Raw genomic sequence first — 21,661 nt, 5'->3', positions numbered from 1 at the left:
CCGGAACCCTGACCCGCGTATGTCCGCCGCCAAATGGCCGGCCCTTGCGGCGTACCCGGCCCTTCAGGCGGCCTTGGGCCGCGTCGCCCGGCCGCCGGCGCGCATTTGCGCCAGCATCACGCCAGCCAGCGCCATCGCCCCGCCGACGATGTGGAACAGATGGGGCTTTTCGTCCAGGAACACGGCCGCGATCGCCACCGTGGCCACCGGCATGAGGTTGAGGAAAATGCTGGCGCGGTTGGGGCCCAGGTGCTTGACGCCCTGCATCCACAGGAAGGGCGCGAACAACGACGGGAATACCGCCGCATACAGCACCAGGGGCAGGTTGTCGCCGTTGAGCGGTGAAGGCGGCGCCATCAGGAAAGCGGGCAGCTGGAACAGCACGCCGAAAGCGACCTGCACATACAGCGACTGCCACGGCCCCACCGGCAATGCCCAGCGGCGCAGCAGCACGCCGTACAGCGCATAGGCCAGCGCGCCCACGCCCATCAGCAGATCGCCGCGGTTGGCGCCCACTTCAAGCAGGCGGGCGGGATCGCCCTCGCCGATCAGCAGCGCCAGGCCCGCCAGCGACAGCAGCCCGCCCAGCATGGCCATGACCGAGGGCAGTTCGCGCAGCAGCAGCGCCACCACGGCGATGGTCATCAGCGGAATCATCGCCGTGATGATGCCCATATTGGTCGCCGTGGTGCTGGCGGCCGCCACATAGGCCAGGCCCTGGTACAGGGCCATGCCCAAGCCGCCCAGCACCGCCAGTTTGGGCAGGTGGGGCAGGATCTGGCGGCGCTGCGCCCAGACGCCCGGCAGCACGAACGGCGTCAGCACCACACCGGCCAGGGCCCAGCGGTAGAAGCCGATGGCGGCCGGCGCGATGGCGCTGGCCGCCATCTTGGTGACGATCATGTTGACCGACCAGATCAAGGCTGCCAGCAACGGATAAAGCAGATAACGGGCGGGAACATGCGGAGAGGAAGCGCGGGTCATGAGGGGCAATGCACAGGCGTAAAGGAGACAGGGCCAGTGTAGGATCTGTCCGACCTGATGTATATAATGAAAAACAGACAAAACCAGACGAAGTTCCGACATGTCCGCCATCGATTCCGCGCCCGCGCTGGCCAGCCACCTGCCCTACCCGCTGGCTTGCCGCATCCTGCATTTCACGCCGCGTTCCGGCATGAAGCGCCACAGCTCGCCCTGGGCGGAACTGAACTTCGCCATCTCCGGCATCATGGAAATCGGCATACGCGGCGTCACCTACCTGTCGCCGCCGCAGTACGCCATCTGGATACCGCCGCATGTCGAGCATTGCTGCCAGAACGAAGGCGAAGTGCACTACGCCTGCATCGACATCCCCGCCGCGGCCTGCGCCGGCCTGCCCACGGAACCGTGCACGCTCGAGATCAGCCCGGTCATGCGCGCGATCCTGGGCGACTTCGAGCAGCGCGGCATCAGCTATCCGGATACGCCGGAAGACCGGCGCATGGCGCAGATCGTCATCGACCAGGTCCGCCAGGCTCGGGCTTACGCCAGCTACCTGCCCTCCACCTCCGACCCGTTGCTGGCACCCATCCTGTCGGCGCTGCAGCACAGTCCAGGCGATAAGCGCGGCGCCGCGCACTGGGCCGCCACGGCCGGCATCACCGAGCGCACGCTGCTGCGCCACTGCCAGCAGCGCCTGGGCATGTCGTTCAATGAATGGCGCCTGCGGCTGCGCGTGGTCAGCGCCCTGGGCATGCTGGACGCGGGCCGGCCGGTCCAATCTGTGGCGCGCGAGCTTGGTTACAGCACGCCGTCGGCCTTCATCGCCATGTTCCAGCGGCTTACAGGTCAATCGCCCGACAACGCGCGCAGGCGCAGCCAGGGCGGCGCACCCGCGCCCTGACCCCGGAAAACCGCGTCATCCAAGCGCCTGATGCAAGGCGCGGCCGATCGCGAGACAATACGGCTGTAGCCAGGGCCTGCCAGCGGGCCCGAATCTTGCCGTGCCGTCGCGGCTTCATCGCGCCCAGGAACCCCTTCATGTCTGCCTCCGCCACTCCCCCCGCCTCCTTGACCCATTTCAGCACCGCCGAGCTGGACATGCTGGCCAAGACCGCCGACGCCTTGAGCGCCTATCTGGGCAAGCCCGTGCTGGCCGAAGTGGTGCTGGGCGATGATGGCACCGAATGGGTGACCTATGGCGTGCCCATGGACGAAAACGCCAAGCCCGACGAAGACCAGACCCACGTGCAGCTGGGCGGCGCCGGCGCCCGCCTGCTGGGCAATCGCGGCGGCCTGCCCCAGTCCGACGACGACACCTACGACTGTCTCTACCTCTGGGCCATCGAGATCTCGCTGAACGAAGGCGAGCGCTTCATCAAGCTGGACCACGACGGCGAAGAGTCCGCATGGTCCGACAATCTGGAAGACGTGCTGCCGTTTGCCCTGACGGAAGAACCCGTGCCGGAGGACCCGGACGCGGAGGACGACGAGGACGAAGCGGATGAGGACGATGAGGATGATGCGGATGGCCACGGCCACGATCATCCTCACGACCACAGCCACCGCCACTGAAGCGCGGCCGGGCGGCGGGTTGCGGCCGGCATGGCCGCGCAACCGCGCCGTCCGCGGATCAGACCGAGATCCGCCCTTCCTGCACCGCGTGGCAGGCCACCACCGACACTCCCGCGGCCATTGCCACTGGCGCCTCTGACTTACAACGCTCGTTCGCATGCGGACAGCGCGGATGAAAGGTGCAGCCCGACGGCGGATTCAGCGGATTGGGCACCTCGCCCGCCACCGCGGTGCGCGGCTTGCCCGCGCCGTTGATGTCGGGAATGGCCTCCAGCAGCATGCGCGTGTACGGATGGCGCGGCCGCGCGAACAGCTCGTCGCGCGGCGCCACCTCCACCATGCGGCCCAGGTACATCACCCCCACCCGGTCGGCCACATGGTGCACCACCGCCAGGTTGTGGGAAATGAACAGATAGGTCAGCCCCAGGTTGCGCTGCAGATCCTTCATCAGGTTCAGCACCTGCGCCTGCACCGACACATCCAGCGCCGAGGTCGGCTCGTCGCACACCAGGAATTCCGGATTCACCGCCAACGCCCGCGCGATCGAAATGCGCTGGCGCTGGCCGCCGGAAAACTGGTGTGGATAGCGGCCCTGGTCGGCCGGGTCCAGGCCCACCTGCTTGAGCAGTTCGCCCACGCGCGCGCTGCGCTCGTCAGGCGTCATCGTGGTGTGGGTCAGCATGGGTTCGGCGATGATGCGGCCCACGCGCCAGCGCGGATTCAGGCTGGCATAGGGATCCTGGAAGATCATCTGCAGGCGCTTGCGCAAGGCTCGGCCGCCTGGCTCGGACATGCGCGACAACGGCTGGCCGTCGAAACGGATGTCGCCGCGGGTCAGGCCATACAACCCCACCAGCATGCGCGCCACGGTCGATTTGCCGCAGCCCGATTCGCCCACCAGCGCCAGCGTTTCGCCGCGCGCGATCTCGAACGACACCCCGTCCACGGCGCGCAGCATCACGCGCGGCTTGCCCGCGAGCTTGCGTTCCAGCCACGGCGGTGACACATCGAACCAGCGCGCGGCGTCCTTTACTTCCACCAAGGGCGTCGTCATGCGGCCACCTTATCGTTGTTGTCGTGCAGCCAACAGGCCGCGCGGGACGTCCCGGCCGCCATCAGCTCCGGACGCTCGACGCCGCAACGCGGCAGGCGCTGGCCGCAGCGCGGATTGAAGGCGCAGCCCGGCGGAATGGCGTTCAGGCGCGGCATGCTGCCGTCGATCTGCACCAGCCGTTCGGAGTGTCCTTCCAGCGATGGAATCGATCCCATCAGTCCCTTCGTGTAGGGATGGCGGGGCTTGTGGATCACGTCGGCCACCGGGCCGATCTCGGCCACGCGGCCCGCGTACATCACCGCAACGCGGTCGGCGGTTTCGGCGATCACACCCATGTCGTGCGTGATCAGCATCACCGCCGTGCCGTTTTCGCGGCACAGGCGCTTGAGCAGTTCGATGATCTGCGCCTGGATCGACACGTCCAGCGCGGTCGTGGGCTCGTCCGCCACCACCAGCTTGGGTTCGGCCGCCAGGGCCAGCGCAATCACCACGCGCTGGCGCATGCCGCCGGAGAACTGGTGAGGATAGTGGTCGATGCGCTCGCGCGCGGCCGGAATGCCGGTCGATGCCAGCAGCTCCACCGCCCGTTCGCGCGCCTGGGACCAGCTCAGGTCCAGGTGCGTCACGATGGTTTCCGCCAATTGCCGGCCCACCGTGTACAGCGGGTTCAACGAGGTCAGCGGGTCCTGGAACACGGCCCCGATCTCGCGGCCGCGCACGCGGCGCATCTGCTCGTCGGGCAGATTGTCGATGCGGCGGCCCGCCAGCAGGATCTCGCCCGCGGCGATACGTCCCGGCGGTTCCAAGAGGCCAATGATGGATGCGCCGGTCAGGGACTTGCCTGCGCCGGATTCGCCCACTACGCCCAGGACTTCGCCAGCCTGGATGGAAAAGGACACGTCGTCCAGCGCGCGCAGCGTGCCGCGGCGCGTGGGGAATTCCACGCGCAGGTTGCGGACTTCTAGTAATGCGCTCATGTAAACCTCAATTCAGACGCGGGTTGAGCGCATCGCGCAGCCAGTCGCCAAGCAAGTTGACCGACAGCACCAGCAGCACCAGCGCCGCACCCGGGAAGATGGTGATCCACCACTCCCCTGAAAACAGGAAGTCGTTGCCGATGCGGATCAGCGTGCCGAGCGACGGCGCGGTCGGCGGTACGCCTACGCCCAGGAACGACAGCGTGGCCTCCGTGATGATGGCCGTGGCCAGGTGCACCGTGGCCAGCACCAGCACCGGACCCAGCACATTGGGCAGCACGTGGCGGAACATGATGACCGGCGAGGCCACGCCGATCACGCGCGCCGCCTGCACGTATTCGCGGTTCTTCTCCACCAGGGTGGAGCCGCGCACCGTGCGCGCATACTGCGGCCAGCCCGCCAGCGCGATCGCGCCGATCAGCACCGGGAACGCGATCAGCTCATGCAGCTCGCGCGGCACCGCCGCCCGCGCCACACCGTCGATCAGCAGCGCGATCAGGATGGCGGGGAACGACAGCTGCACGTCGGCGATGCGCATGATGAACGCATCGATGCGCCCGCCCGCGTAGCCCGAGATCAGCCCCAGCACGATGCCGATCAGCATCGACAGCAGCACCGAGGCCAGGCCGATCAAGAGCGACACGCGGGTGCCGTACAGGATGGCCGAGTACAGGTCGCGGCCCTGGCTGTCGGTGCCCAGCAGGTAGGTCGGCAGGCCATTGGCCTCCCAGGCGGGCGGCAGCAAGGCGTCCAGCAGTTCCACCTTGGTCAGGTCGAACGGGTTGTGCGGCGCCACCCAACCGGCCCCGAAGGAGCCGATCAGCAGGAGCGCCAGCATCACGGTGGCGATGATCGCCACGGGCGCCCGGCGCCAGGCCCAGGCAATGTCGCTGTCCCACCAGCGTTTGAGTACGGCGCGCATCAGTGAGCCCCCCCGCCGCGGGTCAGCCCGGAACGCAGGCGCGGGTCCACGACAAAATACAAAAGATCGACGATCAGGTTGATCACCACGAACACCAGCGCAATCAGGCACAGGTAGGCCGCCATGACGGGCACGTCGGCGAATTGCACCGCCTGGATGAACAACAGGCCCATGCCCGGCCACTGGAACACGGTTTCCGTGACGATGGCGAAGGCGATGATGCCGCCCAGTTGCAGGCCGGTGATGGTGATGACCGGCACCATGGTGTTCTTCAGCGCGTGGCCGAAGTGGATGGCGCGACGCTTCAGGCCGCGGGCGCGGGCAAACTTGATGTAGTCCGAACGCAGCACCTCCAGCATTTCCGAACGCACCAGGCGCAGCACCAGGGTCATCTGGAACAGCGACAAGGTGATGGACGGCAGGATGAGATGCTTCCAGCCCGTGACGGTGAACAACCCCGATGACCACCAGCCCACACTGACGGTGTCGCCCCGCCCGTAGCTGGGCAGCCAGCCCAGTTGCACGGAAAACACCAGGATCAGCAGGATGCCGATCAGGAAGGTGGGCAGCGACACGCCCAGCAGCGACCCGGCCAGCAGCAGCTGGGACAGCAAACTGTTGCGCTTGAGCGCGGTATACACGCCCAGCGGCACGCCCACCAGCAGCGCCAGCAAGGCCGCCACCATGGACAGCTCCAGCGTGGCCGGCAGGCGGGATTTCAGCAAGGAAGATACGGGTTCGCTCTGGCGCAGGGAGATGCCGAAATTGCCCTGCACGGCGTTGGCCACGAAATGGCCGAATTGGACGATGGCGGGCTCGTTCAGCCCCAGGCGCTCACGCAGTTCGATGCGTTCGGCATCGGTGGCGTCCTGTCCCAGCATGATGGTGACAGGGTCGCCGACATATTGAAAAAGCACAAAGGCCAGTAGCGCGACGGTGAGCATCACCGCTACGGCCTGCAACAGGCGACGCAGTATGAAAGCAAACATAGGCGGAAAAGGCGAAACAGCGAAAGCCCGTCAGCCTGTTCATCATGAACAGGCTGACGGGCCCCGCCGTTTGATTAGCCTGGATCAGTCAACCTTGACCCAATCGGCAACGAGGCGATTGTCGGCACGGTGGATGACCGTGACGTTCTTGCGCATGGCCCAGGGAATGACCTGGTCGTGCAGCGGGATGTGGCCGAAGTCCTTGGCGTGCCCTTGCAGCACGGTGATGATGTCGGCGTCACGCTTGGCCGGATCGGTTTCCGTCTTGATCCGGTCGATGATGACGTCCAGTTCCTTGTTGCTGTAGTTGCCCAGGTTGTACATGCCGTCCGCGCCCTCGCCCTTGGTGCGAATCAGGTTCTGCAGCGTGTACATGGCGTCGAACGTGGGCACGCCCCAGCCGAACAGGTAGGCGCTGGTGTCGAACGACTGCACCTTGGGGAAATAGGTGGAGCGCGGCATGGCGTTCATGGTGGCCTTGACGCCGACCTTGGCCCACATGCCGACCACCGCCTGACAGATGGCTTCGTCGTTGATGTAGCGGTTGTTCGGGCAATCCAGCGTGAAGTTAAGCGTGCCGTCGTAGCCGGCTTCCTTCAGCAGGGCGCGGGACTTTTCCGGATCATAGGGCACGCGCGCCTGCAGCTGCTGGGCCCAGCCGTGCACCTGCGGCGCGATCATCGTGCCGGTGGGCGCGGACAGGCCGCGCATCACGGCGCGCTTGATGGCGTCCACGTCGATCGCGCGATACAGCGCCTCGCGCACGCGGATGTCCTGGAACGGGTTCTTGCCCTTGATGTTGGAATACTGGAGTTCCGGACGCTTCTGGTCCAGGCCCAGGTAGATGGTGCGGTATTCGTTGCCTTCCACGACCTTGGCCGACTGGCGCAGGCGATCCAGGTCCTGGGCCGCCGGATCCAGCACGAAGTCGATTTCACCCGACAGCAGCGCCGCGGTACGCGTGGCGTTCTGCTTGATCGGCGTGAACACGACTTCGGTCACGTTGCCGACCTTGCCGCCCTTGTTCCACCAGTCCTTGTTTTCCTCGAACACCGTGCGCACGTCCACTTCGCGCGACTTCAGCTTGTAGGGGCCGGTGCCGTTGGTGTTGCGCGCGGCGTAGGTCTCTTCCTTGTTGACGAAGTCCTGCGGCTTGGCGACGTTGTTCTTTTCCGACCAGGCCTTGTTCATGATGAACACGTTGGTCAGCTGGCGCAGCAGCACCGGGTTAGGCGCCGAGGTCTCGATCTCGACCGTCAGGTCGTCGATCTTGCGGGCTTCCTTGATGCCGGTGGTGTAGGCCTTGTAGTTCGAGGTGGGCGCCATGGCGCGGTGGATCGAGAACACCACGTCGTCGGCGGTGAAGGCGGCGCCGTCATGGAACTTCACGCCGGGGCGCAGCTTGAAGCGGTACAGCGTGGGTGAAACCTGCTCCCACTCCGTCGCCAGGCGCGGGTTGACCTTGAAGGACTTGTCGTAGTCCACCAGCGGTTCGTAGACGTAGCTGTTGGCGGCGATCGTCATGCCTTCGTTCTGCGAGTGCGGATCGAAGGTGAGGATGTCGCCCTGGGCGGCCCAGCGGAAGGTCTTGGCCTGCCCGATCGTGGGCACGGCAACGGCGGCGGCGATCGCGATAGCAATCAAAGTGCGGCGCATAGGTTCAACTCCTGACTGTAGTCTGAATACCGGCGCGATATTGCCTAGCCGCAGGACCTCCGTCAATTGAGGGTTTATGCGTACCGTAGACGGTTTTCACAGAGGGAGAACCAATTGGGGACACATAAGCTTGTAACAAAATAATCGAAGTAAACAGTGTTGGGCATGCGGCCCGCCCCCGCCCCCGCCTATTCCTCGTCCGGCGCCGACAATTCCAGCGGCACGTGCTCGGTCATCAGCACCTCCAGCATGTCGATCAGCATCGCGGCCTTTTCCTCGCCGAACGGGGCCAGCACGGCCTTCTGGTGCTGCAAGGCCTGCTCGCACAGCGCGGCGATCAGATTCGTGCCCTTGGTGGTGATGCAGACGCGCGTCTGCCGCCGGTCCGCCCGCACGCCCGTGCGCGCCACCAGCCCTTCGGCCTCCATGCGCTGCACCACCTTGCTCAAGGTGGGCTGCTTGGTGATCGCCAGCACCGCCAGCGTGCCTATGGTTTCACCGGGACTGCCCTCCAAGCTGGCCAGTACCCGCCACTCGGTCACCGACAGGCCGGCCGCCTTCACCTGCAGATGGAATTCCGCCGAAATGCGCTGGCTGGCCTGCGCCAGCAGATAGGCCAGATAGCCATCGACGAAGCGGCCTTTGTGCGCCGCCGCGTCCGTGTCCCGCTGCTTGTCCAACCGCATGTTGCTTTGCTCCCACGCACCGGAAACCAGGGCCGACGCCGGCCCGACGAAATGCGCATTGCACCACGCCGGCGCATGCGCGCGCCATGATGTGCCGCAATGCTGTTGCGCAGCACAGGGTATACCCGGAATCGCAACCCGTTTTTGCACCATCGCAGCGCCGGAACAGCACTGCGGCCTAGAGAACAACGAGTATATACGTCATTGTTTTAGCGTGATATTTTTTGTTTTCCATGAAATTTCATCTTTTTTGTTGACAGCTAAAACGTTGACTCCTAAAGTATTTTTAAGACGAGAATTTCCTGACGTGACGATGCTGCGCAGCAGCAACCATTGAGACCCGCAGGCCGGGCCGCGAAGGAGTGCCAGAATGGCTGAAAGGTCTTTCAAAAAAGAAGTCCAGCAGTTGCGCATCGGCGCGGGCGAAGAGTTCCGCGGAGAAGGCATTCTTGCGGTCACCAAGGCCTTGCTGCAGTCCGGCGTGGGCTACGTCGCGGGCTACCAGGGTTCGCCGATCTCGCATTTGATGGACGTGCTGGCCGACGCCAACGACATCCTCCAGGAACTGGGTGTGCATTTCGAGGCCAGCGCCTCCGAGGCCACCGCGGCGGCCACGCTGGCCGCCTCGGTCATGTACCCCATCCGCGGCGCCGTCACCTGGAAGTCCACCGTGGGCACCAACGTCGCATCCGACGCGCTGGCCAACCTGGCTTCCGGCGGCGTCACCGGCGGTTCGCTGGTCATCGTGGGCGAAGACTACGGCGAAGGCTCGTCCATCATGCAGGAACGCTCGCACGCGTTCGCCATGAAGTCGCAGATCTGGCTGCTGGATCCGCGTCCCAACCTGGAAAGCATGGTCAAGGCGGTGGAAGACGGCTTCGAGCTGTCCGAGGCCAGCAAGACGCCCGTGATGCTGCAACTGCGCATCCGCGGCTGCCACGTGCACGGCCGCTTCATCGCCAAGGAAAACAAGCGCCCCGCCTTCTCGCTGGCGCAGGCGCTGGAAAGCCCGGCGCGCGACACCAGCCGCATCGTGCTGCCGCCAGCCTCCTTCCTGCACGAACAGGAAAAGATCAAGGAGCGCTGGCCCGCCGCCATCCGCTACATCAAGGAACACAAGCTCAACGAACACTTTGACGGCGACCAGGACGATATCGGACTGATCCTGCAAGGCGGCCTCTACAACGGCGTGATCCGCGCCTTGCAGCTGCTGGGCCTGGCCGACAACTTCGGCAACAGCCGCATCCCGCTGTACGTCATGAACGTGACCTACCCCGTCATCGAGGACGAGGTCATCGATTTCTGCCGCGGCAAGCGCGCCGTGCTGCTGCTGGAAGAAGGCCAGCCGGACTACATCGAACAGAACCTGCACGCCGTGCTGCGCCGCGCCGGCATCGACACCAAGCTGTCCGGCAAGGACGTGCTGCCGATGGCGGGCGAATACACCACCCAGGTCATGCGCGACGGCCTGCGCGAATTCCTCAAGCGGCAACGCCCGGAATCGCTGCAGACGCATCCCGCCGCCCTGGCCGATGCCCAGGCCGCGGAACGCCAGCTCCAGATCACCGAGGTGGCGCGGCCCAAGCCGGCGCGTCCGGCCGAGCAGCCCATCACCTTCCACAAGCACGTCGAAGGCCTGGCGGCGGTCGTGCCGCCGCGGCCCGCCGGCTTCTGTACGGGCTGTCCGGAAAGGCCTATCTTCTCGGCCCTGACCCTGGCGCAGGAAACGCTGGGCAAGCACCATATTTCCTGCGACATCGGCTGCCACCTGTTCTCGATCCTGCCGCCGTTCAACCTGGGCGCCACCACCATGGGCTACGGCCTGGGCGCCTCCAGCGCGGCGGCCTTCAACGTGCCGGCCGCCAAGCGCCCCATCTCCATCATGGGCGACGGCGGCTTCTGGCACAACGGCCTGTCCTCGGGCATCGGCAACGCGGTCTTCAACAAGTACGACGGCGTCATCGTCATCGTCGACAACTTCTACGCCTCGGCCACCGGCGGACAGGACATCCTGTCCTCGCGCGCCGAAAACCCGGACCGCTCCACCAACAATCCCATCGACCAGGCCGTGCGCGGCGTGGGCGTGAAGTGGGTGCGCACGCTGGACCGCACCTATGACGTGGCCAAGGTGCGCGCCACCATCGAAGAGGCGCTGACCACCGACGTCAAAGGCCCCAAGGTCATCATCGCGCAATCGGAATGCATGCTGAACAAGCAGCGCCGCATCAAGCCGCTGTTCAACAAGGCAGTCAAGGAAGGCAAGCGCGTGGTCAAGGAACGCTTCGGCGTGGACCCTGACGTCTGCACCGGCGACCATGCCTGCATCCGCCTGTCGGGCTGCCCGTCGCTGACGGTCAAGGACAGCGGCGACCCCTTGAAGGAAGATCCGGTGGCGCACGTGGAAAGCAGTTGCGTAGGCTGCGGCAACTGCGGCGAAGTCGCCCATGCCGCGGTGCTCTGCCCGTCCTTCTACCGCGCCGATATCGTCCACAACCCGACCGGCCGCGACCGCTTCATGGCGCGCATGCGCACCGCCGTCATCGGCTTCCTGCAACGCCGCCGCGCCGCGCGCCTGGCCCACCACGCCCTCTGAGGATTCCCGTTCCATGAACCCGGCCGCTATGCAACAAGCCAATCCGATCAAGATCGCCATCCTGGCCATGGGCGGCCAAGGCGGCGGCGTGCTGGCCGACTGGATCGTCGACATGGCCGAGCACGCCGGCTGGTGGGCCCAGACCACCTCGGTGCCAGGCGTGGCCCAGCGCACCGGCGCCACCATCTATTACCTGGAACTGCTGCCCGAAGCCGAAGTGCAACGCGCCGGCCGCCAGCCCGCGCTGGCGCTGATGCCCACCCCGGGCGACGTGGACCTGGTGGTCGCCGCCGAATTGATGGAAGGCGGGCGCGCCATCCAGCGCGGACTGGTCACGCCGGAACGCACGGTGCTGCTCACTTCGTCGCACCGCAGCTATGCGGTCAGCGAAAAATCCGCGCCCGGCAACGGCATCGCCGATCCCAACAAGGTGCTGGAAGCGGGCCGCGCCGCGGCCAAGCGCTTCCTCTGCTTCGACCTGCAAGACCTGGCCGACCGCGCCGGCAGCGTCATCAGCGCCAGCCTGTTCGGCGCGGTAGCCGGCAGCGGCGCCCTGCCGTTCTCGCGCGACGATTTCGAAGCCACGGTGCGGCGCGCCGGCCTGGGCGTGGAAGCCAGCCTGCGCGCCTTCGCGCTGGGCTACGAATCCGCCGACCAGGCGCCCGCGCAACCCGCACCCATCGACCTGGCCCGGCCGGTGCCCGCCGTGCCGGAACGCGCCGCCAGCGCCAAGGCCCAAGCCCTGCTGGATATGATCAAACGCGACTTTCCCGCCTGTGCCCAGCCCATGCTGGCCGCGGGCACGCGCCGCCAGATCGAATTCCAGGATCTGGCCTACGCCACCGAATACCTGCGCCACATGAAGGCCATCCGCGACCTGGACGCCGCCCATGGCGGCGAGGCCCGGCAATGGGCGCTGACCTGTGCCGCCGCGCGCTACGTGGCCACGGCCATGGCCTACGACGACGTGATCCGCGTCGCCGACCTGAAGACCCGCGCCACGCGTTTCGACCGCGTGCGCCAGGAAGTGGGCGCGCGCCCGGACCAGCTGGTCTACACCACCGAATTCATGCATCCGCGCCTGGAGGAGATCTGCGGCACCTTGCCCGCCGGGCTGGGCCGCTGGCTCGAAAACTCCAAGTCGTTCGGCGGCTTCGTCGAACGCCGCCTGGGCCACGGCCGCCGCATGCAGAGCGGCACGCTGGGCGGTTTCCTGTTGCTGTACACGCTGGCCGGCATGCGACGCTTCCGCCGCAGCACGCTGCGCCATCAGGCCGAGGCCGCCGGCCTCGCGCAATGGCTGGACCTGATCGCCCGGCTGGTCCCGCGCGACTACGCGCTGGCCGTCGAAACCGTCAATTGCCGCCGCCTGGTCAAAGGCTATAGCGACACCCACGTGCGCGGCGGCGGCAAGTACCGCCAGCTGATCGCGGCGGCAGAGCAACTGGCCGGCCGGCCCGACGCCGCCGAAACGCTGCGCTCGCTGCGAGAAACCGCGCTGGCCAACGAGAAATGCGGCCCCATGGAACGCCAGCTGGCTGAAAAGCTGGCGGCCTGAGACAAGCAAAGATAGGGACAAACGCCGTGCAGACACTGAAACTCATCGTCCGGGAAGTCCGGCAGGAATCGCCGCTGATCCGTTCGTTCCGGCTGACGCGCGAGGACGCCGGCCCCCTGCCCGCCTTCGGACCGGGCGCGCACCTGAAGGTGACGGTGCCGGGCCTGCGCGAGCCGCGCTGCTACTCGCTGGTGCAGTTGGCGCCGGAAGCCGGCAAGTTCGCCCAGCCCGCGGAGTACCGGCTTGGCGTGCGCCTGGAGGAAACCAGCCAGGGCGGCTCGCGCCACATGCATGCGCTGGCCGAGGGCGACACGCTCGATGTCGAAGGCCCGAAGAATGATTTCCCGCTGCACGAATCGCCTGCCGGCGACGAACCCGTCGTGCTGATCGCGGGCGGCATCGGCATCACGCCGGTGGCATCCATGGCCGCGGCGCTCAAGGCCGCGGGACGCGCCTTCCATCTGCATTACTGCGGCCGCAGCAAGGACCAGCTGGCCTTCCTGCCCGAACTGCAGGCCCTGGCCGGCGACGACCTGAGCCTGCACGCGGACGACGATCCGTCCTGCCGCTTCGACCTGCAGGCGCTGCTGGACGCATCCTCGCCGCGCCAGCACCTGTATGTCTGCGGCCCCAAGGGCCTGATCGACGCAGTCATCCAGGGCGCGCACGCACGCCACTGGCCCGACGCCCACATCCATTTCGAACTTTTCGCCACCGCTGCACCGCAGGCCGGCGACCAGCCCTTCGAGGTCGAGCTGCGCCAGTCGGGCCGGGTGCTGACCATCCCCGCTGACAAGACCATCATCGACGTGATGGAAGAGGAAGGCTGCGACCCGATGTACGACTGCAAGCGCGGCGAATGCGGCGTCTGCCAGGCCACCGTGCTGGAAGGCGAACCCGACCACCGCGACTACTACCTCTCGGACACCGAGAAGGCCAGCGGCAAGATCATCCAGATCTGCATCTCGCGCGCGAAATCGGCGCGCCTGGTGCTGGACCTGTAGCCCCGACGCAAGGAAGCGCCCTCATGGCCAAATACCGCGACAACCCCGACGCCATCCGCGCCCTGCTGCGCGACACCGAGGTGCACAAGGATCTGTTCATCGACCAGGAGCTGTTCGAGCTGGAGATGGAACGCCTGTACGCCAACACCTGGGTCTACGTCGGCCACGACAGCCAGGTCCCCAACCCGGGCGACTACATCACCACCACAGTGGGCAACCAGCCCGTGGTGATGGTGCGCCACAGCGACCGCTCGGTGCGGGTGCTGCACAACCGCTGCCCGCACAAGGGCACCATGGTGGCGGGTGAAGCCTGCGGCAACACCGGCAAGTTCTTCCGTTGCCCCTATCACGCCTGGACCTTCAAGACCGACGGCAGCCTGCTGTCCATCCCGCTGAAAAAGGGCTACGAGAACACCGGCCTGGAAAACTGCGAAGCCAGCCAGGGCATGGCTGCCGTGAAGGACGTGAAGAACCATCGCGGCTTCGTGTTCTGCCGCCTGAACCCCGAGGGCCAGTCCTTCGAGGATTTCTTCGGCGAATCGCTGTCCACCCTGGACAACATGGTCGACCGCTCGCCCGAGGGCCGGCTGGAAGTCGCCGGCGGCGTGCTGCGTTACATGCACCGCTGCAACTGGAAGATGCTGGTCGACAACCAGACCGACACCTGCCACCCGATGGTGGCGCATGAGTCCTCCGCAGGCACCGCCGTGAAGGTCTGGGAACAGGCGCCGGAAGGCACGCCCAAGCCCATGGCCGTCGAGTTGTTCGCCCCCTTCATCTCGCCTTACGAGTTCTTCGAGAACATGGGCATCCGCGTATGGGAGAACGGCCACGGCCATACCGGCGTGTCGGACTCCATCCATGCCTCGTACTCGGGCATTCCGGGCTACTGGGACTCCATGGTCGCGGCCTACGGCGAGGAACGCGCCAAGCAGATCCTGGGCGACGTGCGCCACAACACCGTGTACTTCCCCAACATCATGGTCAAGGGCCCGATCCAGACGCTGCGCGTCTTCAAGCCCATCGCAGCCGACCGCACGCTGGTGGAATCCTGGACCTTCCGCCTGGTGGGCGCGCCCGACCTGCTGCTGGAACGCACGCTCATGTACAACCGCCTCATCAACGCGCCGACCTCGGTGGTCGGGCACGACGACCTGGAAATGTACGAGCGCGCCCAGGACGGCCTGCAATCGCGGGCGCGGGACTGGGTCAACGTGGGCCGGCTGTACTCGCCCGACGAGGTCGGGCAGAAGAACGTCGCCACCAATGGCACCAATGAATGGCAGATGCGCAACCAGTACCGCGCATGGGGCCGCTACATGACCGGACCGGAGTCGGTATGAGCGCAAGCGACCGCGAGTTGATCGATTTTGTCTACGCCGAGGCGCGCATGCTGGACGAGCTGCGCTTCGAGGACTGGCTGAACCTGTACACCGAAGACGGCTACTACTGGATGCCGCTGGCCCATGGCCAGACCGATCCCAAGCTGCACGCCTCGCTCATGTACGAAGACAAGCTGCTGCTGCGCGTGCGCGTGGAGCGGCTGGCCGGCCAGCGCACGTTTTCGCAACAGCCCAAGAGCCGCTGCCACCACTTGCTGCAGGCGCCCACGGTGGAGCACGGCCATCCCGATGCCGCCCCCGCCGAAGGCCGCCACGTGGTACGCACCGCCTTCCATTACGTCGAGACGCGGCAGGACGCGCAGACGCTGTATGCAGGCTGGACCACCCACCACCTGGTGGAGCAGGACGGCGTCTTGCGCATCCGTCTCAAGCGCGTGGACCTCGTCAACTGCGACGCGGCCTTCGGCAATATCCAATTGTTCATGTAGGAGCGGCTTGTGAGCACCACGGTCCATCAGGCATTCCGCGACACCGCGGCCCGCTACGGCGCCCAGCCCTTCCTGTGCATCCTGCCGGAAACGGCCCAGGCCTATGGCATCGCCGCAGGCGAACTAAGCTACGCCCAGGCCGCCGAGTCCATCGAGGCCCTGCGCGCGGCCTATGCGCGCGCCGGCTACGGCCACGGCCACCGCGCCGGCCTGCTGCTGGAGAACCGCCCCTCGTTCTTCCTGCACTGGTTCGCGCTGAACGCGCTGGGCGTGTCGGTGGTGCCCATCAACCCCGATCTGCGCGCAGCGGAACTGGAATACCTGACGGGGCATTCCGAGATCGCTTTGGCCGTTGCCCTGCCGGAACGCCATGCCGACCTGCTGGCCGCGGCAGAACGCGCCGGCCGCGAACTGCGTGTGATGGGACCGGACGACACGCCGCCCGCCGCGCCCTTTGCGGCGCCGCTGGCGGGCAGCGAGCCCGATATCCTGACCGAATGCGCCCTGCTCTATACCTCCGGCACCACCGGACGGCCCAAGGGCTGCATCCTGCCCAACCGCTATTTCCTGCATGCCGGCGGCTGGTACGCGCGCATCGGCGGCTTGTGCGAACTGCGCCCTGGCCAGGAACGCATGCTGACGCCGCTGCCCCTGGTCCACATGAACGCCATGGCGTACTCGGCCATGGCCATGCTCCTGACCGGCGGCTGCCTGATTCCGCTTGACCGCTTCCATCCCAAGACCTGGTGGGACAGCGTGCGCGATTCCGGCGCGACGGTGCTGCACTACCTGGGCGTCATGCCCGCCATCCTGATGAAGGCCGAACCGTCCGCACGGGATAAGCAGCCCGCCATCCGCTTCGGCTTCGGCGCGGGCGTGGACCGCAAGCTGCACCAGCCCTTTGAAGAACGCTTCGGCTTTCCGCTGCTGGAAGCCTGGGCCATGACCGAAACTGGCGCGGGCGCCGTCATCATCGCCAACCATGAGCCGCGCCACATCGGCAGCAGCTGCTTCGGCCGCGAGGAAGAAGACGTGCTGGTGCGCATCGTCGCTGATTCCGGCTTGGAAGCCGCCGCCGGCGAACCGGGCGAATTGCTGGTGCGCCACGCCGGCGATGACCCGCGCTACGGATTCTTCGCCGGCTACCTCAAGGACCAGGACGCGACCTCCCAGGCCTGGGAGGACGGCTGGTTCCATACCGGCGACATCGTGCGCCGCGACGCCGACGGCGCGCTGCGCTTCGTGGACCGCAAGAAGAACGTCATCCGCCGCAGCGGCGAGAACATCTCCGCAGTGGAAGTCGAAAGCGTGCTGCTGCAGCACCCGCTGGTGAAGGCCGTGGCGGTCGCCGCCGTGCCCGACGCCGTGCGCGGCGACGAAGTGCTGGCCTGCGTGGTGCCCGAAAGCCTGCCGGCCGAGGGCGTCGCAATGGCCGAGGCCGCCCGCAGCATCGTGCAATGGAGCCTGGAGCAGCTGGCCTATTACAAGGCCCCCGGCTACGTCGCCTTCGTCGACAGCCTGCCGCTGACCACCACCAACAAGATCCAGCGCGGCGAAATGAAAGCCCTGGCGCCCACGCTGCCCGGCACGGCCCGCTGCGTGGACACCGGCCACATGAAGAAGCGCCAGGAGCCCGCGCGATGAACCGCCTGGGCTATGACGGCGTGGTGGCGGCCCTGCCCGTCACGATTCCGTATGAACGCTATTCCACCCATGCGGCCCACTGGTGGCTGGGACGGGCGCTGGGCGCGCTGATCCGCCAGGCCGGTATCGCCAAGACCGAGGTGGACGGCCTCTGCGTGTCCAGCTTCACCCTGGCGCCCGACACCGCCGTCGGCCTGGTGCAGCACCTGGGCATGAGCCCGCGCTGGCTGGACCATATCCCCATGGGCGGCGCCAGCGGCGTGGCCGCCTTGCGCCGCGCGGCCCGCGCCGTGCAGGCCGGCGACGCCAGCATCGTGGCCTGCATCGCAGGGGACACCAACCACGTGGACTCGTTCCGCAACACGGTCAGCCAGTTCTCGCGCTTCGCGCAGGACGCGGTCTATCCCTATGGCGCAGGCGGCCCCAACGCCAGCTTCGCGCTGCTGACCGCCAACTACATGCGCGCGACCGGCGCCACCCGCGAGGACTTCGGCAAGCTTTGCGTGGCACAGCGCGACAACGCCCTGCGCTATCCGCACGCGCTGATGAAGAAGCCGTTGACGCTCGCCCAGTACCTGGACGCCCGCGTCATCACCGACCCGATACACCTGTTCGATTGCGTGATGCCCTGCGCCGGCGCCGACGGCTTCCTGGTCATGAGCGAAGACCGGGCGCGCGCGCTGAGCCTGCCCTACGCCCGCATCCTCTCCACCATCGAACGCCACAACGCCTGGATCGAGGACCCGATCCAGACCCGCGGCGGCTGGACCGTGGACCTGGACGAACTCTACGGCCAGGCCGGCGTCCAGCCCGGCGACATGGATTTCCTGCAGGCCTACGACGACTATCCCGTCATCAACCTGATGCAGATCGAAGACCTGGGCTTCTGCCCGAAGGGCGCGGCCCCCGACTTCGTGCGCAACAACAGCTTCACCGTGGACGGCAGCTTTCCCTTCAACACCAATGGCGGCCAATTGTCCGTGGGCCAGGCCGGCGCCGCCGGCGGCTATCTGGGCATGGTCGAGGCGCTGCGCCAGTTGAGCGGCACGGCCGGCGGCACGCAGGTGGCCGACGCCCGCCTCGGCATGGTGAGCGGCTTCGGCATGATCAATTACGACCGCGGGCTGTGCACGGCCGCGGCCATCCTGGGGAGCCACGCATGACCGAACCCTTGGCCAAGCCGCCCCGCAAGAACCCGATCGCCCGCACCCGCCAGCCGACGCTGCCGCCGGGCTGGCGCAGCCGCAGCGCGCTTGGGCTGACCGCCGCCGCAGCCGAGGGCCGCTTCGACCTGCAGACCTGCGCCGATTGCGGCGCGGTCCAGTATCCGCCCCGCGAAGTCTGCGGCCATTGCCTGTCCGAGCATCTGCCCTGGCGGCCTGCCGATCCCAGCGGCGTGCTGCTGGTCAGCACCACCCTGCATCACAGCAACGACCTGTATTTCCGCGAACGCCTGCCCTGGCGCGTGGGCACGGTGCGCATGACTGCCGGCCCATCCGTGGTGGCGCATGTGCACCAGGACTGCGCCGACGGCGACCGCGTGCGCCTGGCGCTGAAGCTGGACCGCAGCGGCCAGGCCGTGATGATCGCCCTGCCTGAAAGGAATACGCCCAACATGGAAGACGACAAGACCCTGCGCGAAACCTCTTGCGATCCGAAGTTCCGCCGCGCGCTCGTCACCGACGGCAAGTCGGCGGTGGGCCAGGCCGTGGCGCGCGCCCTGCTGGACGCCGGCTGCCCGACCGTGTTCCTGGGCGACCCGCAAGCCTGGAAGCGCGACGCCGCCTACGCGGCCCTGGCGGCAGACCCGCGGGTGCAGGCGGTGGTGCTGGACGTGACCGATACCGATTCAGTCGAGCGCGCCGCCGCCTCCATCGGCGGCAAGGTCGAGATCCTGGTCAACACCGCCGACCTGGAACGCGAAGGCGGGCTGCTGAACCGCAAGGACGTGAACACGGCGCGCGACGCCATGGACGTGAACGTGCTGGGGCTGATGCGCCTGGCGCAGAGCTTCGGCCCGGCCCTGTGCGGACGCGCGGCGGACGGCGTGAACAGCGCCACGGCCTGGGTCAACGTGCTGTCCATCTACGCCCACATGAACCTGCCGTCGCGCGGCATGTGGTCGGCGTCCAAGGCGGCTGCGCTGTCCCTGGCGCAATGCCTGCGCGCCGAGATGCGCGGCGCGGGCGTGCGGGTGGTGAACGTGTTCCCCGGGCCGGTGGATCACGAATGGGAGCAGCGCACGCCGCCCCCGCGCGTGGCGCCTGCCGCGATCGCGGCCGCCATCGTGCGCGCACTCAAGGACGGCATCGAGGACGTCTACGTCGGCGATGTCGCGCAGGAATTCCGCGCCCGGCTGGCGGACAACCCCAAGGGACTGGAACGGGAGCTGGGAGCCTGACGGCCCGCCGCCCCGACAACGTACGAACCTAGAGGAACAGCACATGAGCCAAAACATTCTTGCCCAATTCATGGCCGAACTGATGTCCGGCCGCATCCGCGTGGTGGACCTGACCGAAACGCTGACGCCGGAATTCCCGACCATCGTGCTGCCGCCGGAATTCGGCCAGGCCTGGCCGTTCCGCATCGAGGAGATCTCGCGCTACGACGAGCGCGGCCCCGCCTGGTACTGGAACAACTTCTCGTGCTCCGAACACACCGGCACCCACTTTGACGCGCCGGCCCACTGGGTCACGGGCAAGGACCAGCCGGACAACACCGTCGACACCATTCCGGTGGAAGCCTTCATCGCCAGCGCCTGCGTCATCGACTGCTCGGCCGAGTCGCGCGACAACCCCGATTTCCTGCTGACCATCGACTTCGTGAAGAAATGGGAAGAGCAACATGGCCGCATTCCCGCGCGTTCCTGGGTGCTGATGCGCACCGACTGGTCCAAGCGCGCCAAGCCCGCCGATTACCTGAACCAGCAGGAAGACGGCGCGCACTCGCCCGGCCCGGACGCTGAAGTGGTGCCCTGGCTGATCAAGGAGCGCGACGTGCACGGTTTCGGCACCGAGTCGGTCGGCACCGACGCGGGCCAGGCGCAGCACCTGGATCCCCCCTATCCTTGCCACTACTACATGCATGGCAACAACCGCTACGGCCTGCAATGCATGACCAACCTGGACCAGCTGCCGCCCACCGGCGCGGTGATCTTCTCGGCGCCGCTCAAGATCCGCAGCGGCTCGGGCAGCCCGCTGCGCGTGCTGGCGCTGGCGCCCAAGGCCTGAGCAGGCCGTCCCAGAGCCGGCCTCACGACAACGACAACAGGGGGATACCCATGACGCACACCAACGTCGCCATCGTCACCGGCGGCAGCGCCGGCATCGGCGCCGAAATCTGCCGCAGCATGCTGGACGCGGGCTACGAAGTGATTTCCATGGCACGCCGCGCCGCCGACTTCAGCCACCCGCGCCTGCACAACGTGCAGGTGGACCTGCTGGACGCCGAGGCCACCGCGCAAGCGGGCGCCGAAGCCGCTGCCAGGTTCCCCATCAGCCACGTCATTCACAACGCCGGCGTCATCTGGCCCAACCTGCTGCCGCAGGTCACGCAGGAAGAACTGCACGGCCTGACCCAGATCCACCTGGGCGCGGCCATCAGCCTGGTGCAGGCCGCCCTGCCCGGCATGCAGGAGCGCAAGTTCGGCCGCATCGTGATGATGTCCTCGCGCGGCGCACTGGGCCTGCCGACCCGCACTGCCTATTCGGCCACCAAGGCCGGCATGGTGGGCATGGCGCGCACCTGGTCGCTGGAGCTGGCGCCTTATGGCATCACGGTCAACGTGGTGGCTCCCGGTCCGATCCAGACCGACATGTTCTACGAGGTGATCGAGCCCGGCAGCGAGCGCGAAAAGCAGCTGGCGGCCGGCATACCGGTCAAGCGTCTGGGGCGTTCCGACGACGTGGCGCGCGCCGTCATGTTCTTCTCGGATCCCGCCAACAGCTTCGTCACCGGCCAGACGCTGTTCGTCTGCGGCGGCGCCAGCGTCAGCTCCATCACCATCTGAACACGCGTCGCGCGAGCCCGCTTCGGGTTTTGACGGATAGGTAAGCACTGCGGACCAGGTCTACAGTGCGAGCCTGCGCACAGAAAGTTTAAGCAACAAGTATTAAAGCAAACCAAGCAAGCACAGAAGTACCCGTTTTCTCCGTTTTCCAGCCGCACCCCCACCCTGCTCCCTATCCGGAGGTT

General features: G+C 66.9%; 20 protein-coding genes. 12 read left to right on the top strand and 8 right to left on the bottom strand.

Translation table 11 applies throughout. From position 1 onward, the window contains the following. Positions 1-63 precede the first annotated feature (63 nt). Positions 64-984 (bottom strand): DMT family transporter, encoded by a 921-nt coding sequence (locus tag HV793_RS19975; RefSeq protein ID WP_119449699.1) that lies wholly within the window; start codon positions 982-984, stop codon positions 64-66. 100 nt (positions 985-1,084) lie between these two features. Between HV793_RS19975 and HV793_RS19970 the strand changes: the two genes are divergently transcribed. Together HV793_RS19970 and HV793_RS19965 are read left to right on the top strand one after the other, a co-directional pair. After that, complete coding sequence (locus HV793_RS19970) at positions 1,085-1,882, top strand: AraC family transcriptional regulator (RefSeq protein ID WP_175159425.1); 798 nt, start codon at positions 1,085-1,087, stop codon at positions 1,880-1,882. A gap of 137 nt (positions 1,883-2,019) precedes the next feature. Beyond that, positions 2,020-2,553 (top strand): hypothetical protein, encoded by a 534-nt coding sequence (locus HV793_RS19965; protein WP_175213833.1) that lies wholly within the window; start codon positions 2,020-2,022, stop codon positions 2,551-2,553. Positions 2,554-2,611: 58 nt separating this feature from the next. On the opposite strand, the gene HV793_RS19960 is transcribed toward HV793_RS19965, so the two are convergent. The 7 genes from HV793_RS19960 to HV793_RS19930 form a co-directional block, all read right to left on the bottom strand. Next, entirely contained in the window at positions 2,612-3,607 is a 996-nt protein-coding gene (locus tag HV793_RS19960) for an ABC transporter ATP-binding protein (RefSeq protein ID WP_054457369.1), read from the bottom strand. Next, the gene (locus tag HV793_RS19955) at positions 3,604-4,584 is read right to left on the bottom strand and encodes an ABC transporter ATP-binding protein (RefSeq protein WP_054457372.1); all 981 of its coding nucleotides are present in this window, start codon (positions 4,582-4,584) and stop codon (positions 3,604-3,606) included. The genes HV793_RS19960 and HV793_RS19955 overlap by 4 nt, the downstream gene beginning before the upstream one ends. 7 nt (positions 4,585-4,591) lie before the next feature. Then, positions 4,592-5,506: an ABC transporter permease gene (locus HV793_RS19950; RefSeq protein WP_054457374.1), complete on the bottom strand. Its 915-nt coding sequence runs from the start codon at positions 5,504-5,506 to the stop codon at positions 4,592-4,594. Next, on the bottom strand, positions 5,506-6,495 hold the full coding sequence (locus HV793_RS19945; protein ID WP_175213832.1) for an ABC transporter permease: 990 nt from the start codon (positions 6,493-6,495) through the stop codon (positions 5,506-5,508). Before HV793_RS19945 ends, HV793_RS19950 begins: the two co-directional genes overlap by 1 nt. Before the next feature lie 84 nt (positions 6,496-6,579). Continuing rightward, the gene (locus HV793_RS19940; RefSeq protein ID WP_054457379.1) at positions 6,580-8,151 is read right to left on the bottom strand and encodes an ABC transporter substrate-binding protein; all 1,572 of its coding nucleotides are present in this window, start codon (positions 8,149-8,151) and stop codon (positions 6,580-6,582) included. Positions 8,152-8,339: 188 nt separating this feature from the next. After that, on the bottom strand, positions 8,340-8,837 hold the full coding sequence (locus HV793_RS19935; RefSeq protein ID WP_054457381.1) for a MarR family winged helix-turn-helix transcriptional regulator: 498 nt from the start codon (positions 8,835-8,837) through the stop codon (positions 8,340-8,342). A 201-nt stretch (positions 8,838-9,038) separates the two neighbouring features. Continuing rightward, positions 9,039-9,227 carry a hypothetical protein gene (locus HV793_RS19930; RefSeq protein WP_125472485.1) on the bottom strand — a complete coding sequence of 63 codons (189 nt, stop codon included), beginning with the start codon at positions 9,225-9,227 and terminating at the stop codon, positions 9,039-9,041. Here HV793_RS19930 and HV793_RS19925 point away from each other — a divergent pair. From HV793_RS19925 to HV793_RS19880, 10 genes are read left to right on the top strand one after another with little or no spacing between them, the layout of a single operon-like run. Further along, positions 9,208-11,430 (top strand): ferredoxin family protein, encoded by a 2,223-nt coding sequence (locus HV793_RS19925; protein ID WP_175213831.1) that lies wholly within the window; start codon positions 9,208-9,210, stop codon positions 11,428-11,430. The genes HV793_RS19930 and HV793_RS19925 overlap by 20 nt on opposite strands. A 13-nt stretch (positions 11,431-11,443) precedes the next feature. Next, on the top strand, positions 11,444-12,988 hold the full coding sequence (locus tag HV793_RS19920; protein ID WP_175213830.1) for an indolepyruvate oxidoreductase subunit beta family protein: 1,545 nt from the start codon (positions 11,444-11,446) through the stop codon (positions 12,986-12,988). A 26-nt stretch (positions 12,989-13,014) separates the two neighbouring features. Further along, on the top strand, positions 13,015-13,992 hold the full coding sequence (locus HV793_RS19915) for a PDR/VanB family oxidoreductase (RefSeq protein ID WP_175159420.1): 978 nt from the start codon (positions 13,015-13,017) through the stop codon (positions 13,990-13,992). A gap of 23 nt (positions 13,993-14,015) precedes the next feature. Then, entirely contained in the window at positions 14,016-15,335 is a 1,320-nt protein-coding gene (locus tag HV793_RS19910) for an aromatic ring-hydroxylating dioxygenase subunit alpha (RefSeq protein WP_054457389.1), read from the top strand. Next, a complete protein-coding gene (locus HV793_RS19905) occupies positions 15,332-15,823 on the top strand; it encodes an aromatic-ring-hydroxylating dioxygenase subunit beta (RefSeq protein WP_054457391.1) in 492 nt (163 codons plus the stop codon). The genes HV793_RS19910 and HV793_RS19905 overlap by 4 nt, the downstream gene beginning before the upstream one ends. Positions 15,824-15,832: 9 nt before the next feature. Beyond that, positions 15,833-17,467 (top strand): AMP-binding protein, encoded by a 1,635-nt coding sequence (locus HV793_RS19900; RefSeq protein WP_175213829.1) that lies wholly within the window; start codon positions 15,833-15,835, stop codon positions 17,465-17,467. Beyond that, positions 17,464-18,630 carry a thiolase family protein gene (locus HV793_RS19895; protein WP_125472489.1) on the top strand — a complete coding sequence of 389 codons (1,167 nt, stop codon included), beginning with the start codon at positions 17,464-17,466 and terminating at the stop codon, positions 18,628-18,630. The genes HV793_RS19900 and HV793_RS19895 overlap by 4 nt, the downstream gene beginning before the upstream one ends. After that, complete coding sequence (locus HV793_RS19890; protein WP_175213828.1) at positions 18,627-19,868, top strand: SDR family NAD(P)-dependent oxidoreductase; 1,242 nt, start codon at positions 18,627-18,629, stop codon at positions 19,866-19,868. The genes HV793_RS19895 and HV793_RS19890 overlap by 4 nt, the downstream gene beginning before the upstream one ends. Positions 19,869-19,911: 43 nt before the next feature. Continuing rightward, the gene (locus HV793_RS19885) at positions 19,912-20,697 is read left to right on the top strand and encodes a cyclase family protein (RefSeq protein ID WP_054457398.1); all 786 of its coding nucleotides are present in this window, start codon (positions 19,912-19,914) and stop codon (positions 20,695-20,697) included. Positions 20,698-20,747: 50 nt separating this feature from the next. Beyond that, a complete protein-coding gene (locus tag HV793_RS19880; protein ID WP_059371593.1) occupies positions 20,748-21,476 on the top strand; it encodes an SDR family NAD(P)-dependent oxidoreductase in 729 nt (242 codons plus the stop codon). The last annotated feature ends 185 nt before the right edge of the window (positions 21,477-21,661 follow it).

The organism is Achromobacter aegrifaciens (assembly GCF_902859965.1).
GTDB lineage: Bacteria > Pseudomonadota > Gammaproteobacteria > Burkholderiales > Burkholderiaceae_B > Achromobacter > Achromobacter aegrifaciens.
Note: the sequence above shows the minus strand (reverse complement) of the source record. Positions and strands in the feature narration are given on the sequence as shown.

What these genes read in the sequence shown, in the direction of transcription:
- HV793_RS19940 (WP_054457379.1), bottom strand. Translation starts at nt 8,151, where the DNA reads ATGCGCCGCACTTTGATTGCTATCGCGATCGCCGCCGCCGTTGCCGTG.
- HV793_RS19960 (WP_054457369.1), bottom strand. Translation starts at nt 3,607, where the DNA reads ATGACGACGCCCTTGGTGGAAGTAAAGGACGCCGCGCGCTGGTTCGAT.
- HV793_RS19935 (WP_054457381.1), bottom strand. Translation starts at nt 8,837, where the DNA reads ATGCGGTTGGACAAGCAGCGGGACACGGACGCGGCGGCGCACAAAGGC.
- HV793_RS19945 (WP_175213832.1), bottom strand. Translation starts at nt 6,495, where the DNA reads ATGTTTGCTTTCATACTGCGTCGCCTGTTGCAGGCCGTAGCGGTGATG.
- HV793_RS19965 (WP_175213833.1), top strand. Translation starts at nt 2,020, where the DNA reads ATGTCTGCCTCCGCCACTCCCCCCGCCTCCTTGACCCATTTCAGCACC.
- HV793_RS19950 (WP_054457374.1), bottom strand. Translation starts at nt 5,506, where the DNA reads ATGCGCGCCGTACTCAAACGCTGGTGGGACAGCGACATTGCCTGGGCC.
- HV793_RS19925 (WP_175213831.1), top strand. Translation starts at nt 9,208, where the DNA reads ATGGCTGAAAGGTCTTTCAAAAAAGAAGTCCAGCAGTTGCGCATCGGC.
- HV793_RS19955 (WP_054457372.1), bottom strand. Translation starts at nt 4,584, where the DNA reads ATGAGCGCATTACTAGAAGTCCGCAACCTGCGCGTGGAATTCCCCACG.
- HV793_RS19890 (WP_175213828.1), top strand. Translation starts at nt 18,627, where the DNA reads ATGACCGAACCCTTGGCCAAGCCGCCCCGCAAGAACCCGATCGCCCGC.
- HV793_RS19910 (WP_054457389.1), top strand. Translation starts at nt 14,016, where the DNA reads ATGGCCAAATACCGCGACAACCCCGACGCCATCCGCGCCCTGCTGCGC.
- HV793_RS19970 (WP_175159425.1), top strand. Translation starts at nt 1,085, where the DNA reads ATGTCCGCCATCGATTCCGCGCCCGCGCTGGCCAGCCACCTGCCCTAC.
- HV793_RS19880 (WP_059371593.1), top strand. Translation starts at nt 20,748, where the DNA reads ATGACGCACACCAACGTCGCCATCGTCACCGGCGGCAGCGCCGGCATC.
- HV793_RS19895 (WP_125472489.1), top strand. Translation starts at nt 17,464, where the DNA reads ATGAACCGCCTGGGCTATGACGGCGTGGTGGCGGCCCTGCCCGTCACG.
- HV793_RS19905 (WP_054457391.1), top strand. Translation starts at nt 15,332, where the DNA reads ATGAGCGCAAGCGACCGCGAGTTGATCGATTTTGTCTACGCCGAGGCG.
- HV793_RS19920 (WP_175213830.1), top strand. Translation starts at nt 11,444, where the DNA reads ATGAACCCGGCCGCTATGCAACAAGCCAATCCGATCAAGATCGCCATC.
- HV793_RS19885 (WP_054457398.1), top strand. Translation starts at nt 19,912, where the DNA reads ATGAGCCAAAACATTCTTGCCCAATTCATGGCCGAACTGATGTCCGGC.
- HV793_RS19975 (WP_119449699.1), bottom strand. Translation starts at nt 984, where the DNA reads ATGACCCGCGCTTCCTCTCCGCATGTTCCCGCCCGTTATCTGCTTTAT.